Source organism: Cognatishimia sp., from assembly GCF_049116455.1.
Taxonomy (GTDB): domain Bacteria; phylum Pseudomonadota; class Alphaproteobacteria; order Rhodobacterales; family Rhodobacteraceae; genus Cognatishimia.
The window spans coordinates 497308-517786 of the sequence record NZ_JAGDYW010000003.1; the positions used below are offsets into that span (position 1 = coordinate 497308).

The 20479-nt window shown below is 53.2% G+C and carries 14 protein-coding genes and 2 tRNA genes; 7 read left to right on the plus strand and 9 right to left on the minus strand.

What is annotated here, in order from left to right; all coding sequences use genetic code 11:
- Positions 1–58: 58 nt before the first annotated feature.
- Positions 59–1942 carry an acyl-CoA synthetase gene (locus JXQ85_RS07420; RefSeq protein WP_421748246.1) on the minus strand — a complete coding sequence of 628 codons (1884 nt, stop codon included), beginning with the start codon at positions 1940–1942 and terminating at the stop codon, positions 59–61.
- A gap of 166 nt (positions 1943–2108) precedes the next feature.
- Entirely contained in the window at positions 2109–3905 is a 1797-nt protein-coding gene (locus tag JXQ85_RS07425) for an ABC transporter transmembrane domain-containing protein (protein WP_421748247.1), read from the minus strand.
- 305 nt (positions 3906–4210) lie between these two features.
- Here JXQ85_RS07425 and JXQ85_RS07430 point away from each other — a divergent pair, with 305 nt between their 5' ends.
- From JXQ85_RS07430 to JXQ85_RS07460, 7 genes are all read left to right on the plus strand, one after another.
- Positions 4211–5971, plus strand: coding sequence for a sensor histidine kinase (locus tag JXQ85_RS07430; protein ID WP_421748248.1), 1761 nt, complete (start codon positions 4211–4213; stop codon positions 5969–5971).
- Positions 5968–7311, plus strand: a complete 1344-nt coding sequence (locus tag JXQ85_RS07435) for a sigma-54-dependent transcriptional regulator (RefSeq protein ID WP_421748250.1) — start codon at positions 5968–5970, stop codon at positions 7309–7311. The genes JXQ85_RS07430 and JXQ85_RS07435 overlap by 4 nt, the downstream gene beginning before the upstream one ends.
- Positions 7312–7602: 291 nt before the next feature.
- Entirely contained in the window at positions 7603–8796 is a 1194-nt protein-coding gene (locus tag JXQ85_RS07440) for a helix-turn-helix transcriptional regulator (protein WP_421748251.1), read from the plus strand.
- Between the two features lie 127 nt (positions 8797–8923).
- Positions 8924–9934, plus strand: a complete 1011-nt coding sequence (gene dctP, locus JXQ85_RS07445; RefSeq protein WP_421748252.1) for a TRAP transporter substrate-binding protein DctP — start codon at positions 8924–8926, stop codon at positions 9932–9934.
- A gap of 99 nt (positions 9935–10033) precedes the next feature.
- Positions 10034–10666: a TRAP transporter small permease subunit gene (locus JXQ85_RS07450; protein ID WP_421748253.1), complete on the plus strand. Its 633-nt coding sequence runs from the start codon at positions 10034–10036 to the stop codon at positions 10664–10666.
- A gap of 9 nt (positions 10667–10675) precedes the next feature.
- Entirely contained in the window at positions 10676–12076 is a 1401-nt protein-coding gene (locus tag JXQ85_RS07455) for a TRAP transporter large permease (protein WP_421748255.1), read from the plus strand.
- A gap of 256 nt (positions 12077–12332) precedes the next feature.
- Positions 12333–12406 (plus strand) — tRNA-Gly (locus JXQ85_RS07460).
- Between the two features lie 70 nt (positions 12407–12476).
- Here the strand turns inward: JXQ85_RS07460 and JXQ85_RS07465 are convergent.
- From JXQ85_RS07465 to JXQ85_RS07495, 7 genes are all read right to left on the minus strand, one after another.
- Positions 12477–13856 carry an FAD-binding oxidoreductase gene (locus JXQ85_RS07465; protein ID WP_421748256.1) on the minus strand — a complete coding sequence of 460 codons (1380 nt, stop codon included), beginning with the start codon at positions 13854–13856 and terminating at the stop codon, positions 12477–12479.
- A gap of 201 nt (positions 13857–14057) precedes the next feature.
- Positions 14058–15032 (minus strand): ABC transporter ATP-binding protein, encoded by a 975-nt coding sequence (locus JXQ85_RS07470; RefSeq protein ID WP_421748258.1) that lies wholly within the window; start codon positions 15030–15032, stop codon positions 14058–14060.
- Positions 15032–15988: an ABC transporter ATP-binding protein gene (locus JXQ85_RS07475; RefSeq protein ID WP_421748259.1), complete on the minus strand. Its 957-nt coding sequence runs from the start codon at positions 15986–15988 to the stop codon at positions 15032–15034. The genes JXQ85_RS07470 and JXQ85_RS07475 overlap by 1 nt, the downstream gene beginning before the upstream one ends.
- Before the next feature lie 3 nt (positions 15989–15991).
- Complete coding sequence (locus JXQ85_RS07480) at positions 15992–16921, minus strand: ABC transporter permease (RefSeq protein WP_421748260.1); 930 nt, start codon at positions 16919–16921, stop codon at positions 15992–15994.
- Positions 16918–17850, minus strand: coding sequence for an ABC transporter permease subunit (locus JXQ85_RS07485; RefSeq protein WP_421748261.1), 933 nt, complete (start codon positions 17848–17850; stop codon positions 16918–16920). The genes JXQ85_RS07480 and JXQ85_RS07485 overlap by 4 nt, the downstream gene beginning before the upstream one ends.
- 66 nt (positions 17851–17916) lie before the next feature.
- Complete coding sequence (locus JXQ85_RS07490; RefSeq protein WP_421748262.1) at positions 17917–19533, minus strand: peptide ABC transporter substrate-binding protein; 1617 nt, start codon at positions 19531–19533, stop codon at positions 17917–17919.
- Positions 19534–20349: 816 nt separating this feature from the next.
- A tRNA-Ser gene (locus JXQ85_RS07495) sits at positions 20350–20408 on the minus strand.
- Positions 20409–20479 lie beyond the last annotated feature (71 nt).

The window sequence follows — 20479 nt, forward strand, 5'->3', positions numbered from 1 at the left end:
GTTTGAAAAGAGGTGAAAGTCAAATGAACCTATTTATCGGGCAATTGTCAGGCGATAATTACGTGTCGACCCACTCCCACGGGCGGGTGAAATTGCCCAAAAGATGAGTCACCGCATCTTCATCAGCACCGTTTTGATCAAGTCGCGCAACAAGACCGCGTTTTTTGTCATCGATCACCTCAGCAACACGCGCAGTCAAACCAGCCTCTTCAAATGCCGCGTCATAAACACGCGTGATGGCTCGTTTGCGTAGGTCGGGTTTAAAGACCTTGCCAACTGCGGTTTTTGGCAGCTCCGACAGAATTTCAACGTGTTTTGGATGGGCAGCACGTTCGTGCACCAAGGTTTTGGCATGAGTGCGCAGCTCTTCCGCGTCCACCTCTGCGCCATCTACCAGTTCAACGTATGCGCAAGGCAGTTCACCGGAATGGCTGTCCGGCTGCCCAATCGCACCGGCCATGGCCACTGCAGGGTGTTGCACCAGCGCTTCCTCGATTTCCGCCGGGTCGATATTGTGTCCGCCGCGAATAATCAGGTCTTTGGCACGACCTGTGATCCAGAGGTAGCCGTCCTGATCAACGCGTCCCAAATCACCCGTACGCAGAAAGCGGTCGGCGTGAAAGAGATCGATGTTCTTGTCCGCTTCTGTATAGGTGTGACCGGCGTAAACGCCTGGGTTTGCAACACAAATCTCACCGACCTCATCTGTGGCGCATTCGACAGGTCCATCTGCTGTCTGGGTGACAATGCGCACTTCGGTATGCGGGAATGGGATGCCGACAGAACCGACTTTCTTTTCACCATCCACCGGATTGCAGGACACAAGACAGGTGGCCTCGGTCAGGCCGTAGCCTTCAACAATTTTAACCTCTGATGCGCTTTCAAACCGTTTAAAAAGCTCCATCGGCATTGGGGCAGAGCCTGAGAAGGCGACCTGAACAGAGGAAATATCGGCATCCACTGGGCGCTGCATCAGCGCAGAGACTGCCGTAGGAACCGTGATGATAAATGTGATATTCCAGCGTTCAATAAGCTTCCAGAAGTTATCAAACACCCCGTCACCGCGGTAACCCTGCGGGGTTGGGAAGACCACATGGGCCCCCGATGCAATCGCTGACATCATGATCACCTGAACGGCAAACACATGGAACAAAGGCAGCGGGCACATGATATTGTCTTGCTCGGTAAAGAGCAGCGTATTGCCGATCCATCCGTTGTACACCATGCCCTCATAGCGGTGTTGCGCCACCTTCGGCATGCCCGTCGTTCCGCCGGTGTGGAAATAGGCCCCAACGCGATCACCCGCGCTGTCTTCGAAGTCGAGCGTGGTGTTGTGTTTGAACAGCTCGGTGCGGAAATCCATAACCTTGGCGTGGTGCTCGCCTTTGTTTTTTGGTCGGATCAGCGGCACGATCCAGCTTTTTGGCGGGGTCAGATAGCGCAGCAAATCGATCTCCAGAACCGTGTGTACACCAGGCGCATGGCGCACGGCCTCTGCAACCTTCTGCGGCACATCGGTTTTGGGAAAGGCTTTGAGCGTGACAACAACTTTGGCGTTGGTTTCGCGCAGAATGGAAGCGATTTGTTCCGGTTCCAGCAGCGGATTGATCGGGTTGGCGATGCCCGCGATCATGCCGCCAAGCAGCGTCACCAGAGTCTCATGCGCATTCGGCAGCACATAGGCAATGGTGTCATTTTCCTCGATGCCAAGCGCGCGGAACATATTGGCCGCCTGTACCGTCATTTTGTGTAGCTCATCCCAGGTTAGCGTTTCCGCCTTGTCTTTGGGACCAGACGTCAGCTGATAGCTCACAGCTGGCCGATCGGGGAACCGATCTCTGGTACGCGTCAAGAATTGATACATGGTCTTGGCGACATCGCGCTCGGCCCATGGCATTTCCTGATCTAAAGCGTTGCGATCCTCCAAGGATGCAAAAGTCATAGGTATCCTCCCCTCAAACGGCCCTGCCCGCCTCTTCCGGGCAACTGGCGTTCTCAACTCTGGCAAAAGCCGATTGAAAAACGCAAGCTTACCCGCAGGTCAACTTTAGCGCCGACCTTGCGTCCAGCAACAGCGAAAAGGTTTGAAAACCGTTAAACGGGAAAATTTATGCCGCTAACCCGTCTGTAAATTGCAGACGCGCCAGTTTTGCGTAAAGGCCATCTTGTGCGACCAGCTCGTCATGACGGCCCTGAGCAACGATGCCGCCCTGATCCATCACGATGATCCGGTCCGCCTTTTTCACGGTCGCAAGGCGGTGTGCCACGATGATGGTGGTGCGGGTTTCGGCGAGCTCATCCACCGCTTGCTGCACCAGCCGTTCGCTTTCTGCATCCAGTGCAGAAGTCGCCTCATCAAGTAATAGCACAGGCGCATCGCGTAGGATCGCACGGGCGATGGCGATCCGTTGCTTTTGCCCCCCTGACAGCATAACACCGCGCTCGCCGACATAGCTGTCGTAGCCTTCTGGCAGTTTGGCGATGAAATCATGCGCAGCAGCAGCCTGCGCGGCGGCTTCGACTTCTGCATCTGTGGCATTTGGCCGGCCAAAGCGAATGTTTTCACGCGCAGTTGCGGCAAAAATCACCGGGTCTTGCGGCACCAGCGCCATGTGCTGGCGGAAGTGGTGACGATCCATGATTTGTAACGGCATGCCATCCAGAGTGATCTGGCCGCTCAAAGGGTCATAGAACCGCTGGATCATTTGAATGATCGTCGTTTTACCAGCGCCCGATGGGCCAACCAGCGCAACGGTTTCACCCGGTTTGATGGTCAGGTTTACGTCCTGCAAGGCTGGAATATCTGGTCGCGCAGGATAGTTGAAATTGACGTTTTCAAATCTGATCTCGCCGCGCACTTCATCGTTCATAAACTCAGGATCTTGCGGATCTTTGACACTATCTTCGACTTGCAGCAGTTCGACCAGACGTTCTGTCGCGCCAGCTGCGCGTTGCAACTCGCCCCAGATTTCGGACAGGGCTGCGACAGAGCCAGCAACCATCACCGCATAGATCACAAATTGGATCAACGCTCCGGGGCTCATGGAGCCAAGACGCACATCATTGGCCCCAATCCACAATACACCAACTACACCCGAGAAAATCAGAAAGATCACAATCGAGGTCATCAGGGCGCGCGTATTCACGCGACGCAGCGCGGATTTCAGAGAAAGGTCAGTAACCTCGGCAAAGGTCTGACGGCTTTCGCGTTCATGTGTAAAAGCCTGCACCGTCTGAACGGAAAGCAGCGCCTCGTTGGCGTTGCCAGAGCTTTCAGCAATCCAATCTTGGTTTTCACGCGACAGTTTGCGCAGGCGGCGACCTAGTACAAGGATCGGCACTACCACCATGGGCACAATTAGCAAAACAAGGCTTGTCAGCTTGAGCGAGGTGAACAGCATCAAGGCCAAACCACCTGCAAGTATCAGCATATTGCGCAGGGCAATCGAAATAGAACTGCTGATCACAGACAGGATTAACGTCGTGTCAGTGGTGATACGGCTTAGGACCTCGCCGGTCATGATGTTTTCAAAGAACGATGGGCTCATGCCGATGATGCGATCAAAAACGGCTTTGCGAATATCGGTAACAACCCTCTCGCCCAGCTTGGTGACCAGCATGTAACGCAGGGCTGTCCCCAACGCTAAAAGTGCAGCAATGCCCAGCGCAGATAGGAAATACTGATCCAGAAGTGCTGCATCTGCAGTGCTGAAATTATCCACCACACGGCGTACTGCGATTGGCATCACCAGTGAAATACCTGCGGTCAGAACCAGTGCAAACCCAGCCAGAACGGCCAACATACGGTAAGGGCGCAAAAACGGTGCAAGCTCGCGCAGAGCGCCAACGTTCTTGGACTTTGCTCGTTCTTCATCAGCCTTATTCGGGGTCGGATTGCGCGCCATGTGGCCCTCATTTCGTGATCTTGCGTGTGTGTGACTGCCCTATCCTGCAAGGTCAAGAGCGCCCAGTATTATGACGCTATATTTGGGGCAATACGCCCCATCACAAGCCCCGCATATGACCCATGCAAAAATCGTAGGTTGAGACGTAAATTATCGAGCCATTGAATATGCTACTGATACGTTCGCGACAGTTTCGCTTGTCTAAGAGTGGACCTTGGTCTTACTTTGCCGTTTCGAGTGGGCCTATGCGCCCGCATAAAACGCCGCGCCAATCCGTTCCAAGCCACACCAGATGAAAGGGATACATGCTGTCCATTCGCTATATTTTACCGGTCTTGGTGACTGTGGTTTTGGCCGTTGCGGGCTTTCAGACTTCGCATTTGTGGTTCACAGCACAGGAACAGGCGCGCGCCGAGGGGCGGCTTTCGCTTTATCGCAGCTCTGTTGTGGCGGAAATCGATCGGTTCTCGCATCTGACCTATGTCTTGGCACGCGATAGTTTTGTTCTGGACACCGCGTTGGGCGCTGAAACCGGGATATTGAATGCGCGGCTCACCGGTATGGCGGATGCCGCAGGGCTCGATGCGATATATCTCATGACACCAGATGGCGAGACGGTGGCGGCTTCAAACCACGCATTGCCATCCAGCTTTATCGGACAGAACTACGGCTTTCGCCCCTATTTCCAATCTGCTTTAGCTGGGGACACAGGCGAATTTTATGCCATTGGTGCAACAACGGGGCTGCCCGGCTATTTTATCGCCGACCCTGTGCTGGATCCGGATGGCACCGTGGCCGGTGTGATCGCCATTAAGATCGCCTTTGAAACCTTAGAAGAACGCTGGCGGGACGCAGGCGAACAGGTGTTTTTGGCGAATGAAGACGGGGTGATCCTGTTATCTTCCGAAGCGACCTGGCGCTATAAGACACTTCTGCCGCTCTCAGACGCCCAGCGCCAATCCATCCTTGCCGCGCGGCAATTCACCGGGCAGCCGCTAACGGCGTTAGATTGGACACAAATCAGTCCAGAGCGCGCTGATATTGCGGGAGTGGAACGGATTCACCTATTGGCCAATGATCTGCCGCATGGCTGGACGCTGCATTATTTTGCAAGCGACGATCAGGCCATTACCCGCAGTTGGCTGGTGACGGCGGCGGTTGTGCTTCTTGCGGGGGCTTTGCTGATCGCCGCACAAATCCAGCGCGCCCGTCGCGTGGCCCGTGCCTTGGCGAGGGCAAAAAAAGAAGAAACCATTTTGCGCAGCGCAAATGAACGGCTTGCAGTCGAAATCGAAGAACGCCGCACGGCGGAACGTCGTCTGCAACGCACTCAGAAAGAATTGGAACAGGCCAGCCGATTGGCGGCATTGGGCCAGCTTGCAGCGTCCGTAACCCACGAGCTGGGCCAACCGATTGCCGCGATGCGCAACCATGTCGCTGCGGCTGAAATCGGCGGTAAGGCGGAACCCAAATTCACTGGGAAAATCACTGGGCTTGTTGATCGCATGGAAGGCATCACCCGACAATTGAAGTTCTTTGCGCGTTCTGAAAACGATCCCTTTGATGACGTTGATCTAGGCGCTGCAATGCGCGCAGCCCTTGCGCTGGTTGATCCCAATATCGCCACTAAAGAAGTCAGCGTAGATCTAGAGCTGCCTGATGTACCGCTTCTTGTACGCGGCAACCGGCTGCGCCTTGAACAGGTAATGACGAACCTTTTGCGCAATGCCATCGACGCCATGGAAGACAGCGATACCCCCCAACTTGCAGTATCTGTTGGACACGAGGCGCAGACCGCATGGTTTGAAATCCGCGACAGTGGCCATGGGCTTGGCGAGACCACTTTGGCAGAACTGCAGGAACCTTTTGTGACTACACGGGAAAGCGGTCAGGGTATGGGACTTGGTCTGGCCATATCTGCCAGTATTGTCGAAGACCACAGTGGAGAAATGAGCGCGCGTAATGCACAACGCGGCGGCGCAGTCTTCCGCGTATCTCTCCCCTTATCGCAGCCTCATTCGAAATCGGAGGCAACACAGGCTTTGAATAAGGATCAATCTACATGAGCGAGCAAAACCCGTTTCGAATTCTGGTGGTGGATGATGACACAGGTATGCGGCACTCGCTTGTAGACCTGTTGGAAGCAGCAGACTGGCAAGTCGAAGCCCTTCCCCGCGCCGATAAGGTTGCCGCGCATTTGAAATCATCGCTGCCTGATGTGATCCTAAGTGACGTGCGTATGCCTGGCATGTCAGGCCTCGAGCTGCTTGAAAGCCTAGACGCAGAAGCCCCGCCTATGGTTCTGATCAGCGCCCATGGCGATATCCCAATGGCCGTGCAAGCCATGCAGGCTGGGGCCTATAGTTTTTTAGAAAAACCATATGAGCCGCGCAGGTTGCTAACAGTGCTGATACACGCCGCGGAACAATACCGTATGCGTAAGAACAATGATCGGCTCAAAGAGCGGCTTTATCGCCTGTCGGGCTTGGATCGGGTGTTATTGGGGCAAACCGATTCCGTATCTGAACTACGCGATGACATTTTAGATTTTGCCCAAACCAACGCTGCAGTCTTGATCGAGGGCGAAACGGGCACCGGCAAAGAATTAGTGGCTCGGGCTTTGCATGATCTGGGCTCAAATCCGGATGCGCCTTTTCTTGCCCTCAATTGTGCAGCTTTGAATTCAGATCGGTTTGAAGCAGAGATGTTTGGCACTGCCGGCCAAGCTGGACAAACCGATGGTCGATTGACCGCTGCTTCGGGGGGTACGCTTTTTCTGGATGAAATCTGCGCCTGCCCGCCAGAAGTCCAGGCCAAACTCTTGCGCGTCATCGAGGATCAGCAGGTGCTGCCCATCGGCGCGACCACACCGGTTCCTGTGGCCTTTCGGGTGATTTCGACTACCAACCAAGATATTGGCAAAGCGGTCGGGACCGGGCAACTGCGCCGTGATCTTTTATTTAGGTTAAACACCGTCGCCCTCACGGTCCCGCCTTTGCGACAACGCCGCGACGACTTGATTGTTCTGGCCACACATTTCTTAGAAGAATACGCCCGGATTTACGAACTCGACGTGCCAGCTGTATCGCGCGAAGATCTGGCGGCGATGCTGTCACATGACTGGCCCGGCAATGTGCGCGAATTGCGCCATGCCTGCGAGCGCCGCATCCTTGCGGCCCGCAGGGGGCGTGGCTCGCTGGCTGAGGCGATCTCCGGAGCCGCGACAGAAGAAATGCCCGCCACCCTGCGCGAAGCCGTTGCTGCTTTAGAACGTGAGATGATTGCCAAAGCCATAAAAGACCAAGAAGGCCGGATGGATGCCGCCGCCGAAGCTTTGGGAATTGGGCGACGGACGTTGAACGAGAAGATTGTGAAGCTGGGGTTGGATAAAGAGGCGCTGCTTTAAAGGTACCAGCGGCCAGGCAAAATTCTTGGCATACTGAATACACGCAACAGATTTGATTTCAGCGTTCCGACAATCGCGCCTATCAGACTGCGGCGTGCCATATTAAATCGCCGATCGCCAGAGCCCGCCCATTGACTGGAAGAATGTGCTTTGAGGGTCATTTGTACTTACTCCAATAACAACGACCTCATTTATTGCGCGCTCGTGAAAGCATTACATGAGTAGGCTTGCCCAAGCGCTTTTGGGTAATTTTACCCATTGGCTATGGGCAAATTCATGTAAAATACCGCCATGGATAAGTTGTCATTCACATCAGAGGAACTCTCGGAACTGATCGGGGTTGTTTACGATTCAGCCTTTGAAGAAGTTCAATGGAAAACATTGCTGAATAAGATCAGTAAAATGTTTCCTGGCGTCGGTGCTGTCGCTTGGGGGTATGATGGAGACACCATGCTTCCAGAATACATCAGCGCTGGTGAACGTGCGCTATTTCCCAAATCCTTTGAATTCAATATGAGGACCGACGTCGGGGAGACCATCGCGGATGCGGTCAAACGCACACCTAATGGGTACGTCGTCAGAACCTTTCGATATTTTCCAGAACATCAACTTTTGAATTCGCGTTGCTATACAGATTTTCTACAGCCGTCCGGGTACCGGAATTCTTTGCACCTGAAAGTCGATCACAACGGCGACCGAGGTGCGTTTCTGGGGTTTCCAATCCCTGAAGATAAGTCCTTGGAAAAAAAGATACACGCCCCCCTTTTCCAAGTCCTTAAACTGCTTGCACCACATGCTGTACGTGCAAGCCAATTGGCGCGTGCCCTGACGCTGGCCAAACGAGCGACCGAAGCTTTCAGCGGGTTCTTTGATGGGATCATTTTGCCGATGCTGGTGACAGATGTGAAAGGCAGATACCTTTTCGGGAACAAAGCCGGCCGCCAAGCCTTAAAACGCGCAAACCCCTTCCGATTGGCCGCGGATGGGACCGTGAAACTAACCAATAGTTACGACACTGCGGATCTTTACCACAAGCTCAACCTCACCAGTCGAGACCTTGTGCAAAGTGGGTTGCGCATTGAAACAGATGATAGCCCTTTGATGCTTGCGATTTCCCCGTTTCGCCCTTCGATGCAAGATGCCAGCGCGATTGATCGACATCTGCTGGACGAAGAACGCATGTTTGCAATCTTTGTCGGGCAATCAGAACAGGATGCTGTGAACACGGGCCTGCTTGAGGATGTCTTTGATCTAAGCGCGCGAGAATCCCAAGTTTGCAAAAGCCTGCTTATGGGTCGAAATGTGGCTGCCATCGCAGCGATTTCGGACCGATCCCCAAAGACCGTGCGCAATCAAATTCAAATGATCTATGAAAAAGTTGGCGTATCCTCCAATGCCGAACTCTTAGACACGCTGTCTGTCTTTAAAACGGTCGGAACACTGTTTGAAAGTGGATCAACGACACTTTTGAACCAACCTTCATAGTGCCTAGTGCAAGACCCTGCGGAAATCCGCAGGGAACCTAATCCAAAAGTGGCAATTTCCTTCATACCAATTGCAAGGCGATGCTTGTTATCTTCTCCTCACAAAGCCGCATGACGGGGAGGAATTCATGCAACATTCACTTAAAGGCGCGGCCATCGCCGCCGTAACCCTTGCTTTCGCAACAGAAGCTGCTGCGACCTCATGGGATGTATCCCTTTGGGGCAAACGCCGTGCCTTCACAGAGCACGTCGAAAAATTGGCTGAACTGGTCAACGAAAAAACCGGTGGCGAGTTCACTTTGAACATCAGCTACGGTGGTCTTTCCAAAAACCGCGAGAATCTCGACGGTATCTCAATTGGTGCGTTTGAAATGGCGCAATTCTGCGCAGGTTACCACCGTGACAAGAACCCATCGATCACAGTACTGGAACTGCCGTTCTTGGGCGTTGCGTCCCTCGAGCAGGAAGTCGAGCTGTCCATGGCCGTTTATAGCCACCCAGCCACTCAAGAAGATCTGGGCCGCTGGAACGCAACCCTGCTGATGCCGTCACCGCTACCGCAGTACAACCTCGTCGGTGTGGGCGATGCGCCAGCTACCTTGGCTGACTTCGAAGGCCTGTCCGTGCGTGCGACCGGTGGTATCGGTGCAGCAATGGAAACTGTAGGCGCAGTGCCAACATCGATGTCTGCAACCGAAGTGCGCCAAGCAATGGATTCAGGCGTTGTGAAAGCCGTCAGCTTCGCACCTCACGCCCACATGTCTTTCGGCACCATTGAAAACGGCAAATGGTGGACCACCAACCTGAACCCAGGCACAGTGAACTGCCCAGTTGTGGTGAACAACGACGCGCTGGCGGATCTGTCTGATGCCCATCGTGAGGCGCTGCTGAGCTCTGTTGATGAGGCGCTAGACCACTACATCGATAACTACAATAACAAGACGATGGCCGCATGGGGCCCTGCTCTGGAAGAGCGCGGAATCACCGAAGTGACCTTTAGCGACGCGGAAATTGCTGCTTTCAAAGAAGCTGCTGCTGCACCAGCCGCCGCTGCATGGATCGAAGACAACACCAAGCGTGGCTTGCCTGCGCAGGAACTCTACGATCTGGTCACAGGTATGATTGCCAAGGGCATGTAAGCCTCTTGCGACTATGAGGACCGCGCCGGTGAGTGACCCAAATTGGTTCCGGCGCGGTCTTTTTTCGGATCCACCCGACATATTACAGGAGAACATGGCATGGCCGGTTCCTCTCTGGTGCTGTCAGATGACAGCCTACTTAGCCGCGTAGACAGGCGGCTTTATCGACTAGAACGTATCTTTGCATTGATCAGTGGCCTCGCAGTGTTTTCGCTGATGATCCTCGCGGTGATTTCGGTTTCTGGACGCAACTTCTTTAATCAACCGCTGCCTGGCTATGTGGACTGGATTGAACAGGCCATGCCCCTGATTGCCTTTATGGGCATCGCCTTTACGCAACGCGATGGTGGCCACATCCGCATGGATATGGTGGTGGGCGCATTGAAAGGCCGTACGCTTTACGCAGTCGAATTCATCACAACGCTGGCAATTTTCGCCCTGATGGTCCTGCTGGTCTGGGGCACATGGGCACATTTTCAGCGCAGCTTTGATTTTGGCTCTCCTATGTGGAGCCGTGACAGCTCGATGGATATCGCCCTGCCGATCTGGCCCGCCAAACTGATGGCCCCCTTGGCCTTTGGCTTGTTGGCTCTGCGTCTGGCATTGCAACTCGTCGCCTACGCGCGCGCCTTTCTGAACAATATGGATCAACCCGTGGCCGTGCCGCTGATCGCCGATGCGGCGACGCAGGCCGCCATGGAAGCCGAGCAAGTCTCGGGCAACGAAAAGTAGGACTGCACAATGGAACCCATCGATATTGGACTTGTGGTCACTGGCGGCATGCTGGTGCTTGTGGTCCTCGGCATGCGCGTCGCCTTTGCGGCAGGTCTTGCAGGCATGATTGGCCTGATCTGGATTTTCTGGGCCAAGTTTGGTTACGATCCCTCACGCTTTGAAAAAGCGCTGACAGTTGCTGTGAAAACCGCAGGTCAGGTACCGCATTCTAAGATTTCTAGTCAGGCCCTCAGCCTGATCCCCACATTTATTCTGATTGGCTATTTGGCCTATTACGCAGGGCTTACCAAAGCGCTCTTTGAAGCAGCGAAAAAGTGGCTTGCGTGGGTTCCAGGTGGTTTGGCGGTCTCGACGGTTTTTGCGACGGCGGGTTTTGCCGCCGTGTCAGGCGCGTCGGTTGCGACATCCGCTGTATTCGCGCGGATTGCGATCCCTGAAATGTTAAAAATTGGTTATGATAAACGGTTTGCGGCAGGGGTCGTCGCTGCGGGGGGGACATTAGCATCCCTAATCCCCCCCTCAGCGATCTTGGTGATATACGCCATCATCGTGGAACAGGACGTGGGTAAATTGCTTTTAGCGGGGTTCATCCCCGGTGCTTTCTCTGCCCTAATCTATGGCCTGCTGATCATCGGGATGGCGTTGACCATCAAAGACTTTGGCCCAGCGGTTTCCGGCTTCACGTGGAAAGAGCGTTTCCTTGCCCTACCCCCAGCCCTGCCGATCCTCTTTGTGGTCGTGACGATCATCTTCTTTGTCTACAACCCGTTTGGCGGCGACGCTTGGGGTACACCAACCGAAGGCGGCGCCATCGGAGCCTTCGTGGTCTTCCTCATGGCGCTATATCAAGGCATGCGATGGCCGCAACTCAAAGAAGCACTGCTGGAAACCGCCAAGCTTTCGGTGATGATCTTCACCATCATCTGGGGCGTTCTGATCTACGTGCGCTTCCTTGGCTTTGCCGATCTGCCGGGTGCGTTCTCTGATTGGATCACCAGCCTGACCATGTCGCCAATGTTGATCCTGATTTGCATCCTTTTGGCCTATGCTGTGCTTGGCATGTTCATGGATGCCATCGGCATGCTGCTTCTGACCCTACCTGTGGTCTACCCGGCGGTCATGGCCTTGAATGGTGGCGAAGCTGTTAGTGCTGCAGAAAGCACATTTGGTATGAGCGGCCCAATGTGTGCGATCTGGTTTGGGATCTTGGTGGTGAAAATGGCCGAATTCTGTCTGATCACCCCACCAATTGGTCTGAACTGCTTTGTTGTGGCTGGTGTGCGCGATGATCTATCGGTGCAGGATGTTTTTAAAGGCGTAACACCTTTCTTCATCGCCGATGCCATCACCATCGCGCTTTTGGTTGCCTTCCCAATAATCGTTCTTTGGTTACCCGGACAGGTTTAAAACACTCAGACATATAAGTCTTAGATGCGCCGGTTTCTCAAAAAGCAATCGGCGCATCTGTTTTGTTGCGACCTCATTCGGTAAATTCTTAATGACCGGATAATACCAACCACGATGAACAGGATACGCACCTCTACGGGTCAATCTATATGAAAGCTGGCTGCCGTCAGTCACCGCCTAAACGCAGTTAATGTGATTTGTTGCGTGAGAGCTATTGACGATGGAATCTGGATAAAATACATCCTTGTTCCACAGAGCGGGCGTTGTGTAGTGGTAAGACCTTAGCCTTCCAAGCTAATGACGCGGGTTCGATTCCCGCCGCCCGCTCCAAGATTTCCAAACATCAACTTTGCAGCAAAACCCACTGACTTCTGTTGGTTTTTTGGCTCTATTAAGGGCCTTAGTTTAAAGCCACCACTTTACCTGGGTTCAAAATATTGTTTGGATCCATCGCGCGTTTCAGCGTGGCCATGACATTGTAAGCCTCACCATGTTGGGTCTGCATGTAAGGTAACTTACCAACACCCACTCCGTGCTCACCCGTGACTGTTCCGCCGTGTTCGATAGCCAGATGGTTTAACTCTGACACCAATGCCCGCGCTGCCTTCATTTCGTTTGGATCTTTGGGATCGACAAGAAGCTGTAGATGGAAATTCCCATCCCCCACATGGCCAATAAGTGGGGAGATAAGTCCAGCTTTCGCGATCCCAACTTTGGCTTGCCGAATGCATTCTGCCAACGCCGAAATAGGTACACAGCAATCCGTCACGATCCCCGCAGCCTCCTTGCGCAAGGCCTTCACGGAATAATATGCACTATGACGCGCAGCCCATAGTCGATTGCGATCTTCAGTCTTCTCAGCCCATTTAAAATCGCTCGCGCCAAGGTCTTCAGCAATGTCTTTGAACATCTCGATCTGTTCAGCCACCCCTGCAGGGGAGCCGTGGAATTCCAAAAACAGATGTGGTTTTTCGGGTAGATCAAAGCTGTCGTTATAGGCATTTAGCGCTCGTATCTGAACCTCGTCGATCAGCTCAATCCGCGCCATCGGCAGGCCAACTTGGATTGCCAAAATCACACTTTGCACCGCATTATCGATGTCTTCGAATGCACAGGTGGCCGCCGAAATGGTTTCTGGCTGACCAAACAAACGTACTGTCAGTTCGGTGATGATGCCAAGCGTCCCTTCAGAGCCAATGAACAGATGTGTCAGATCATAGCCCGCTGATGATTTCTTGGCCCGCGTGCCTGTGCGAATGATCGAGCCATCTGCAGTGACAATTTCCAACGCCAAAACGTTCTCGCGCATGGTGCCGTAGCGCACGGTATTTGTGCCAGACGCCCGCGTCGCTGCCATGCCGCCCATGGTGGCATCCGCCCCGGGATCGACGGTGAACATCAGACCCGTATCACGCAACGCCGTGTTTAGTTCAGTGCGGGTGACCCCCGGCTGCACAACAGCATCCAGATCTTCGGGATGAATATCCAAAATGCGGTTCATGCCCATCATATTCAGGCTTACCCCACCTTTGATCGGCACCACATGCCCTTCCAGCGAAGAGCCAACGCCATAAGGTACAACCGGGCATTTATGACGCGCGCAGATCTTAACGATGTCTGAGACTTCTTGTGTGTTTTCAGGGAAAGCTACGGCATCAGGTAGGACCGGCGTCGTATAGGCCTCATCATGACTATGGGTTTCGCGCACAGATTGCCCCGTGGACAGGCGATCGCCCAACAGGTTTTCCAATTCTTTGATGGCTGCCGCATAGCTACCCATATTTGCCTCTCCTCTTGAATATGCTCTATAAGGCATATTTCACCTTATGTAATCGATTTCAATGACGCATTTCTAAGATGTGATCTGCAAAGACAGCCACATGCGCCCTACTCTTTGAACTTAAGATAAAAGCAAAACGCAAAACGCCGCGACCTTTAATGATCGCGGCGTTGAATTATTTCAAATTAACAATTTACTAGCTCAGAGCTTTTCCAAGTGACAGGCCTTTTGACGTGCCCCAACAAAAACCGGAGAAGGTCGCTCGCTGATGCAACGGTCAAACCGTTTTGGGCAGCGGGTTTGGAACAGGCACCCTTTTGGAGGGTTCAGCGGGCTTGGCAGATCACCATCCAGCACCTCTGGTTCCAGCTTCGCATCCGGATCAGGCACCGGAACCGCAGACAGCAAAGCGCTCGTGTATGGATGCATCGGTGCTTGCACCAGTTCATCCGCTTGCGCTTTCTCCATCATACCGCCCAGGTACATCACTAGAATCTCATCCGAGATATGCCGCACGACACCCAAATCATGGGCCACGAAGATCAGGGTCAGCCCCATTTCGCGTTGCAATTCTTGCAGCAGGTTCACCACCTGCGCCTGAATGGATACGTCGAGCGCTGACACCGGCTCGTCACACAACAGAACCTTAGGTTCCGCTGCCAAGGCCCGCGCGATGCCGATCCGCTGGCATTGACCGCCAGAGAATTCGTGCGGGTAGCGGTTGGCATTGCGGCGTGGAATGCCAACACGATCCAACAGCTCATAGACCCGTGTCATACGCGCGTCCTGATTCATTTCTGGAAAGAACATTGCCAAAGGCTCTGCCACTGTTTCGCGAATGGTCATACGCGGATTAAGCGAGGCCACAGGGTCCTGAAAGATCATCTGCACTTGACGACGCAGGGCCAGAACTTCTTTCTTGTTGCTGTAATCCACTGGTTTGCCTTCCAGCATCACCGTGCCTTCTGATGGGTGCACCAGACCGGCAATGGCACGGATCAACGTAGATTTCCCGCAGCCGCTTTCCCCAACAACGCCAAGGGTTTGTCCCTTGTCGACGCGAAAGCTAACGCCATTGACCGCGCGCAATTGCGCGGGTGCGGACCAAGGCCATTTTTTGGATTTCAGCAATTGGAACTGGACCGCGAGGTCCTGAACGGACAGCATTTCCGTCATCAGCTCAACTCCTCGACAGTGCGCAGGCAAGCGCGTTGGTGGGCGCCGTCCGTCAGAACCGGCATGGTTTCAGCACAGGTGGCCACCGCGTCAGAGCAACGCTCTGCAAAGGGGCACCCCGCTGGTGGGTTCAACTGGTTTGGCGGCTGACCTGGAATGCTTTGCAGCTTTCCGTCTACATCATTGATGTTTGGCACGGCCCGCATCAGACCGCGAGTGTATGGATGGCTTGGAGCAGCAAAGATTTCGCGCGTTTCGGCGCGTTCCATCACCTGACCACCATACAGCACCAGCGTTTCATCACAGAAACCTGCCACAACACCCAGATCATGGGTGATCAGCATGATCGAGCTGCCGTATTCCTTTTGGATGTCATCCAGCAGTTTCATGATTTGCGCCTGAACGGTCACATCCAGCGCCGTTGTTGGCTCATCCGCAAGGATCAGCTTTGGACGGCAGAGGAGCGCCATGGCGATCACAATCCGCTGACGCATACCGCCGGAGAACTCATGCGGATAGCTTTTCAGACGGTTTTTCGCATCTGGAATTTGCACCGCATCCATGGCTTCCAACACACGAGCGCGCGCCGCTTTGCCGCGCAGCCCCTCGTGCAGCTCCAAAACTTCGTTCAGCTGGCGTTCCACTGTCATGTATGGATTAAGCGAGCTCATCGGGTCTTGGAAAATTATGCCAATCTCCTTGGCACGGATCTTGTTCATCCGTGATGCAGGCATACTGAGTAGATTCTGATCTTCAAACAGAATGCGGCCAGTGGGTTCGGCGTTTTTGGCAAGCAAACCAAGGATCGACAGAGCGATCTGGGATTTGCCCGATCCACTTTCCCCCACGATGGCCAGTTTCTGCCCTGCCGCAATGTCAAAGCTGACATTGTTCACAGCATGCACATAGCCATCTGGCGTTTTAAAGCGGATTGAAAGGTCTTGAACAGAGAGCATGAATTAACGCTCCTTAGGATCAAGCGCGTCCCGAAGGCCGTCGCCGATGTAGTAAAGTGAAACCTGCGCCACGACAAAGAAGGCCGCCGGGAAGGCAAGCTGCCAAAGCGTACCATAGGTCATGGTTTTTGCGCCCTCTGAAATCAGTGCACCCCAGCTGGTGTTGGGTTCTTGAATACCCACTCCAAGGAAGGACACGAGGCTTTCCATCATGATCATCTCTGGGATCGCAATCGACATGTAGATCACAATCACCCACAGCATGTTTGGCAAGATGTGTTTGAAAATGATCCGCGCATCGCTCATGCCCAGCATGCGAGCCGCATCGACAAACTCTTTGTTCTTAAGAGTTTGCACCTGACCACGCACGATCAACAGACCAGCGGTCCAGTTAATAATCACCATCACAATGATCATTTGCTCAATCGAACGACCAAAGAAGGCCTGCCAGACAACAAAGAAGATGATGTATGGGATCGACAGGGTGATGTTGAAGGCACCCATGATCACTTGGTCAATGCGACCACCATAAAAACCAGCGATGGCACCCATGGTCGAACCGATGAGAACCGCGCAAATTCCGGCAAGGAAACCGACCAACAATGACACGCGGGAGCCCTGTGCGACGCGCGCATAAAGATCGCGGCCCAGCTCATCCACGCCAAAATAGTGGCCATTCTCCCAGTTCGGGCCGCCCTGCTCTTTGACTTTACCCAAGACCGACCAGTCGATCTCTTCATAGCTCCACTGAGCGAAATACTGACCAAAACTCGCAAATAGCGCCAATAGAACCAGCATGGCCAGCGAGACCACTGCCATTTTATTTTTGAAGAAACGCATCCGTGCATCTGCCCAGAAGGACCGGCTGTTGATCATTTCTTCTGCAGCGGCATTGGCATATGCCGCGCTGTTCATGGTTTTTCTGATACTCATTTCAAGCCACTCCGGACTTTCGGATCAATCCACGCGTAGATCAGGTCCGTCAAAAGGGTCAGCGCAAAGGTCAGCACAGAATAGAGAATGGCCAGACCAAGGATCACCGAATAATCGCGGGTATAGGCCGCATCGATAAAGTTCTGACCGATACCACCGGTCGAGAAGAATATGTCGATGAAAACCGAGCCTGTGATCATGTAAACAAAGACCGGCCCCATGTAAGAAATCACCGGCAACAAAGCGGGTTTCAGCGCGTGGCGGATCAGGATTGTATGTTCTGGCAGGCCTTTGGCGCGCGCCGTACGGATGTAGGGTGCAGACAGGGTTTCCAGCAGTCCGCCACGCGTCAGACGCGCAACCGATGCCATGTAAGATGTGCCCAAAGCCACAGCTGGCATGATCACATACGGCCATTGTCCACCATTCCAGCCGCCACCGGGCAACAAACCCCAGGCCAACGTAAATAGCAGCACCATCAGCGGTGCGAGAACAAAGTTCGGGAAAATCTGCGAGAAGATCGCAAGACCTGTCATCACATAGTCCCAGAAGGAATTGTGACGCAGCGCGGCCACGACACCCAATGGAATGCCAAGCACCAGAACAAAAACAGCTGAAAAGAACCCATAGGTCAGCGTCACAGGGAAACCCTGCGCAATCAGGTCGTTCACGGTGCGGTCTTTTTGCGAGAAACTCGGACCGAAGTCGAAGTAGAACACAATATTTTTAATATACGTCCACAGCTGGACGTAAAGCGGCTCGTCAAAACCGTAACGTTCCAGAACGTTTTTCATCACAGCTGGTGGAAGCGGGCGTTCTGAAGTGAATGGTCCCCCCGGCGCAAGGCGCATCAGGAAGAAACATATCACGATCAGGATAAGAACGATCGGAATAACCGCCAAGAGGCGGCGCAATGTATAGCTAAGCATGAATACCTCAAGACCCCGCCGCTTATGAAAAGCGACGGGGTAAAGTGTTGCACAAAATCAGACGGATTACTTCGCGACTTTGTACATGTCTTTGGAATAGTACTTCTGCTGAACGTTGTTCACAGGCCAGCCTTTAACGTCAGCTTTCAGCATCATATTGGCAGAGTAGTGGTAGATCGGAATAACCGGCATTTCGTCGGCCAAGATCTGCTCTACTTCTGTATAGAGAGGTGATGTATCGCTGGAAGACTTCGCAGTCGCCAGCAGCTCGTCTACGCGCGCGTTGTTGTATTTCGCATCGTTGTAGCCAGAGTCAGACTGAAGCAGGTCCAAGAATGTGGAGGCTTCGTTGTAGTCGCCGCACCATGCGCCACGTGCCATTTCAAAGTTCTGCGCGCCACGGTTTTCCAAGAACACTTTCCATTCTTGGTTTTCCAGGCTCACGTCCACACCCAATTTTTGCTTCCACATTTGGGTCGCAACAATCGCCACCTGCTGGTGAGATTCAGACGTGTTGTAGAGGTACGTGAAGGACAAAGGTTCGCCGCCTTTGCCGTAGCCAGCTTCGGCCATCAGCTCCATCGCCTTTGCGTCACGCTCGGACTGAGACATACCAGCATATGCGATTTCTGGTGCTGTAAATCCAGCGGTTGCCGCAGGCGTAAAGTTATAGGCTGGGAACTGACCACCTTGCAGAACCTGATCCACGATCACGTTACGATCAACGGCCAAAGCCAACGCCTGACGGACGCGCACGTCTTGGAACGCTTCTGGGCCGGAATCCAAGTTGAAAGAGAAGTAATAGTTACACAGACGTGGCACCGCGATGGCCTCATCAGGCAGCTCTGCTTTCAGCGTTGGGTACTGACCCGCTGGTGTGTCTGTTTTGTCCAGCTCGTTTGCGCGGTAACGTGTCAGCGCTTGGTTCTCGTCGCCGATGACCAAAGCTACGACAGTGTCCAGAACGGTGTTCTCGTTGTTCCAATACATGTCGTTACGCACACGTGTGGAACGCTCTTTCAGAACATGCTCGGTCAGCTTGTAGGCGCCGTTGCCCACGATGTTCTCTGGCAGGGTCCACTTTTCGCCATGGGCTTCGATTGCCCATTTAGGTACTGGGAATGTAGTGGAGTGTGCCACCATATCCGCAAAGTATGGCAGTGGCTGGGACAGCTCAACAACCAGCGTGTGATCGTCAGACGCAGACACGCCCAGATCTTCTGGCTGTGCGTCACCGGCGATGATTTCTGCGCCGTTTTTGATGGACATCAGTTCCATGTACCAAGCGTAAGGGGACGCCAGTTCTGGTGTCACAGCGCGCTTCCAGCCATAAACAAAGTCATGCGCTGTCACTGGGTTGCCATCAGACCACTTTGCGTCTTTGCGCAAGGTGAATGTGTAAGTCATGTTGTCGGCAGAAACAGTGTGGCTTAGCGCAACACCTGGGGCCAACTTTCCGTTACCGTCTTGGTTATACAGACCTTCAAAAAGGTCGCGCACGATGCCGGACCCATCTGTGTCTTCAACCAATTGCGGGTCCAGCGAAGAGCTCTCATCCAGCAAGCGGTAGGTATAAGTTTGATCGTCAGCCAACACGGTGCCAGCTGGAACGTCTGCGGCGAAGGCACCTGTCGTCAACGCAGTCGTTGCGGACAATGCCAGTGCGAGTGTAAATTTTTTCATGTTTTGTTTCCCTGTTCATTAATTGAACTATTCAATTGCAAAACCGAACGACGCCTCGTTAACCCCGTGCGTTTTTACCGCCGGTTCCGCAACTTTGGATCTGAAAATCGGGAGGATACCCGATTCCAGAATGAGGATGAAACGGGCCCCAATGAACCTCTTCCGAGGCCCGTATCACGATCACTCCCCTATTGGCTTAACGCCAGATTTTCGAATTTGCAAAACAGTATGTTTGAAGCCTTGCCTCACTTCAGGTCAGGAAAGGATCAAATTGGCACGTACACGCATAGGGACATTTCCAACAAAACGACCTGCCAACGTGCGAAATGACCGGAATAGATCAAAAAAACTCATAATATATAACCCAAATTTGTAACTGGCTGTGAAGAAATACGAATTCTTGAAACCGTCGCTTAGCGTCGTTTAAATTCGCCATGAAACCTGTGGTTCTTCGCTGACTTTTTACCATTCAGTAAATTACTTAAATCAATTTAAAGTTGCAAAAATCACGGCGCTCAAAAGTACCTCAGAGCAGGCAAAAATTAGCCGAATTGACGAATTTTCAGAAGAAATAAAAAAGTCAAAAATCGACCGTTTTCGCCAAATCAAGACAGCGATCTTGAGTTTAAACCCCAAGGATTAACAGTTGATTCGAATGCGCGATTCGAACGATGGCACCGCGGGTAGATTCACAAAATTATCGCAACCTTCGCCACACCAAATCAAATCATTTCGAATTGCCATGCCACGGTCCGAAACAGGTAAGCAGCCCCTGAAGGAGCTTTCGCTATCTGAAAACGGCAACCAAATGATGGATGGCGGAGAAGGTGGGATTCGAACCCANNCGGTGCATTCGACCACTCTGCCACTTCTCCGACGCACACTGATTATGTCGGTTGTTTTGATTCTTAAAGGGGCGAAATGGGGAAAATTCGCCGATCGTTGC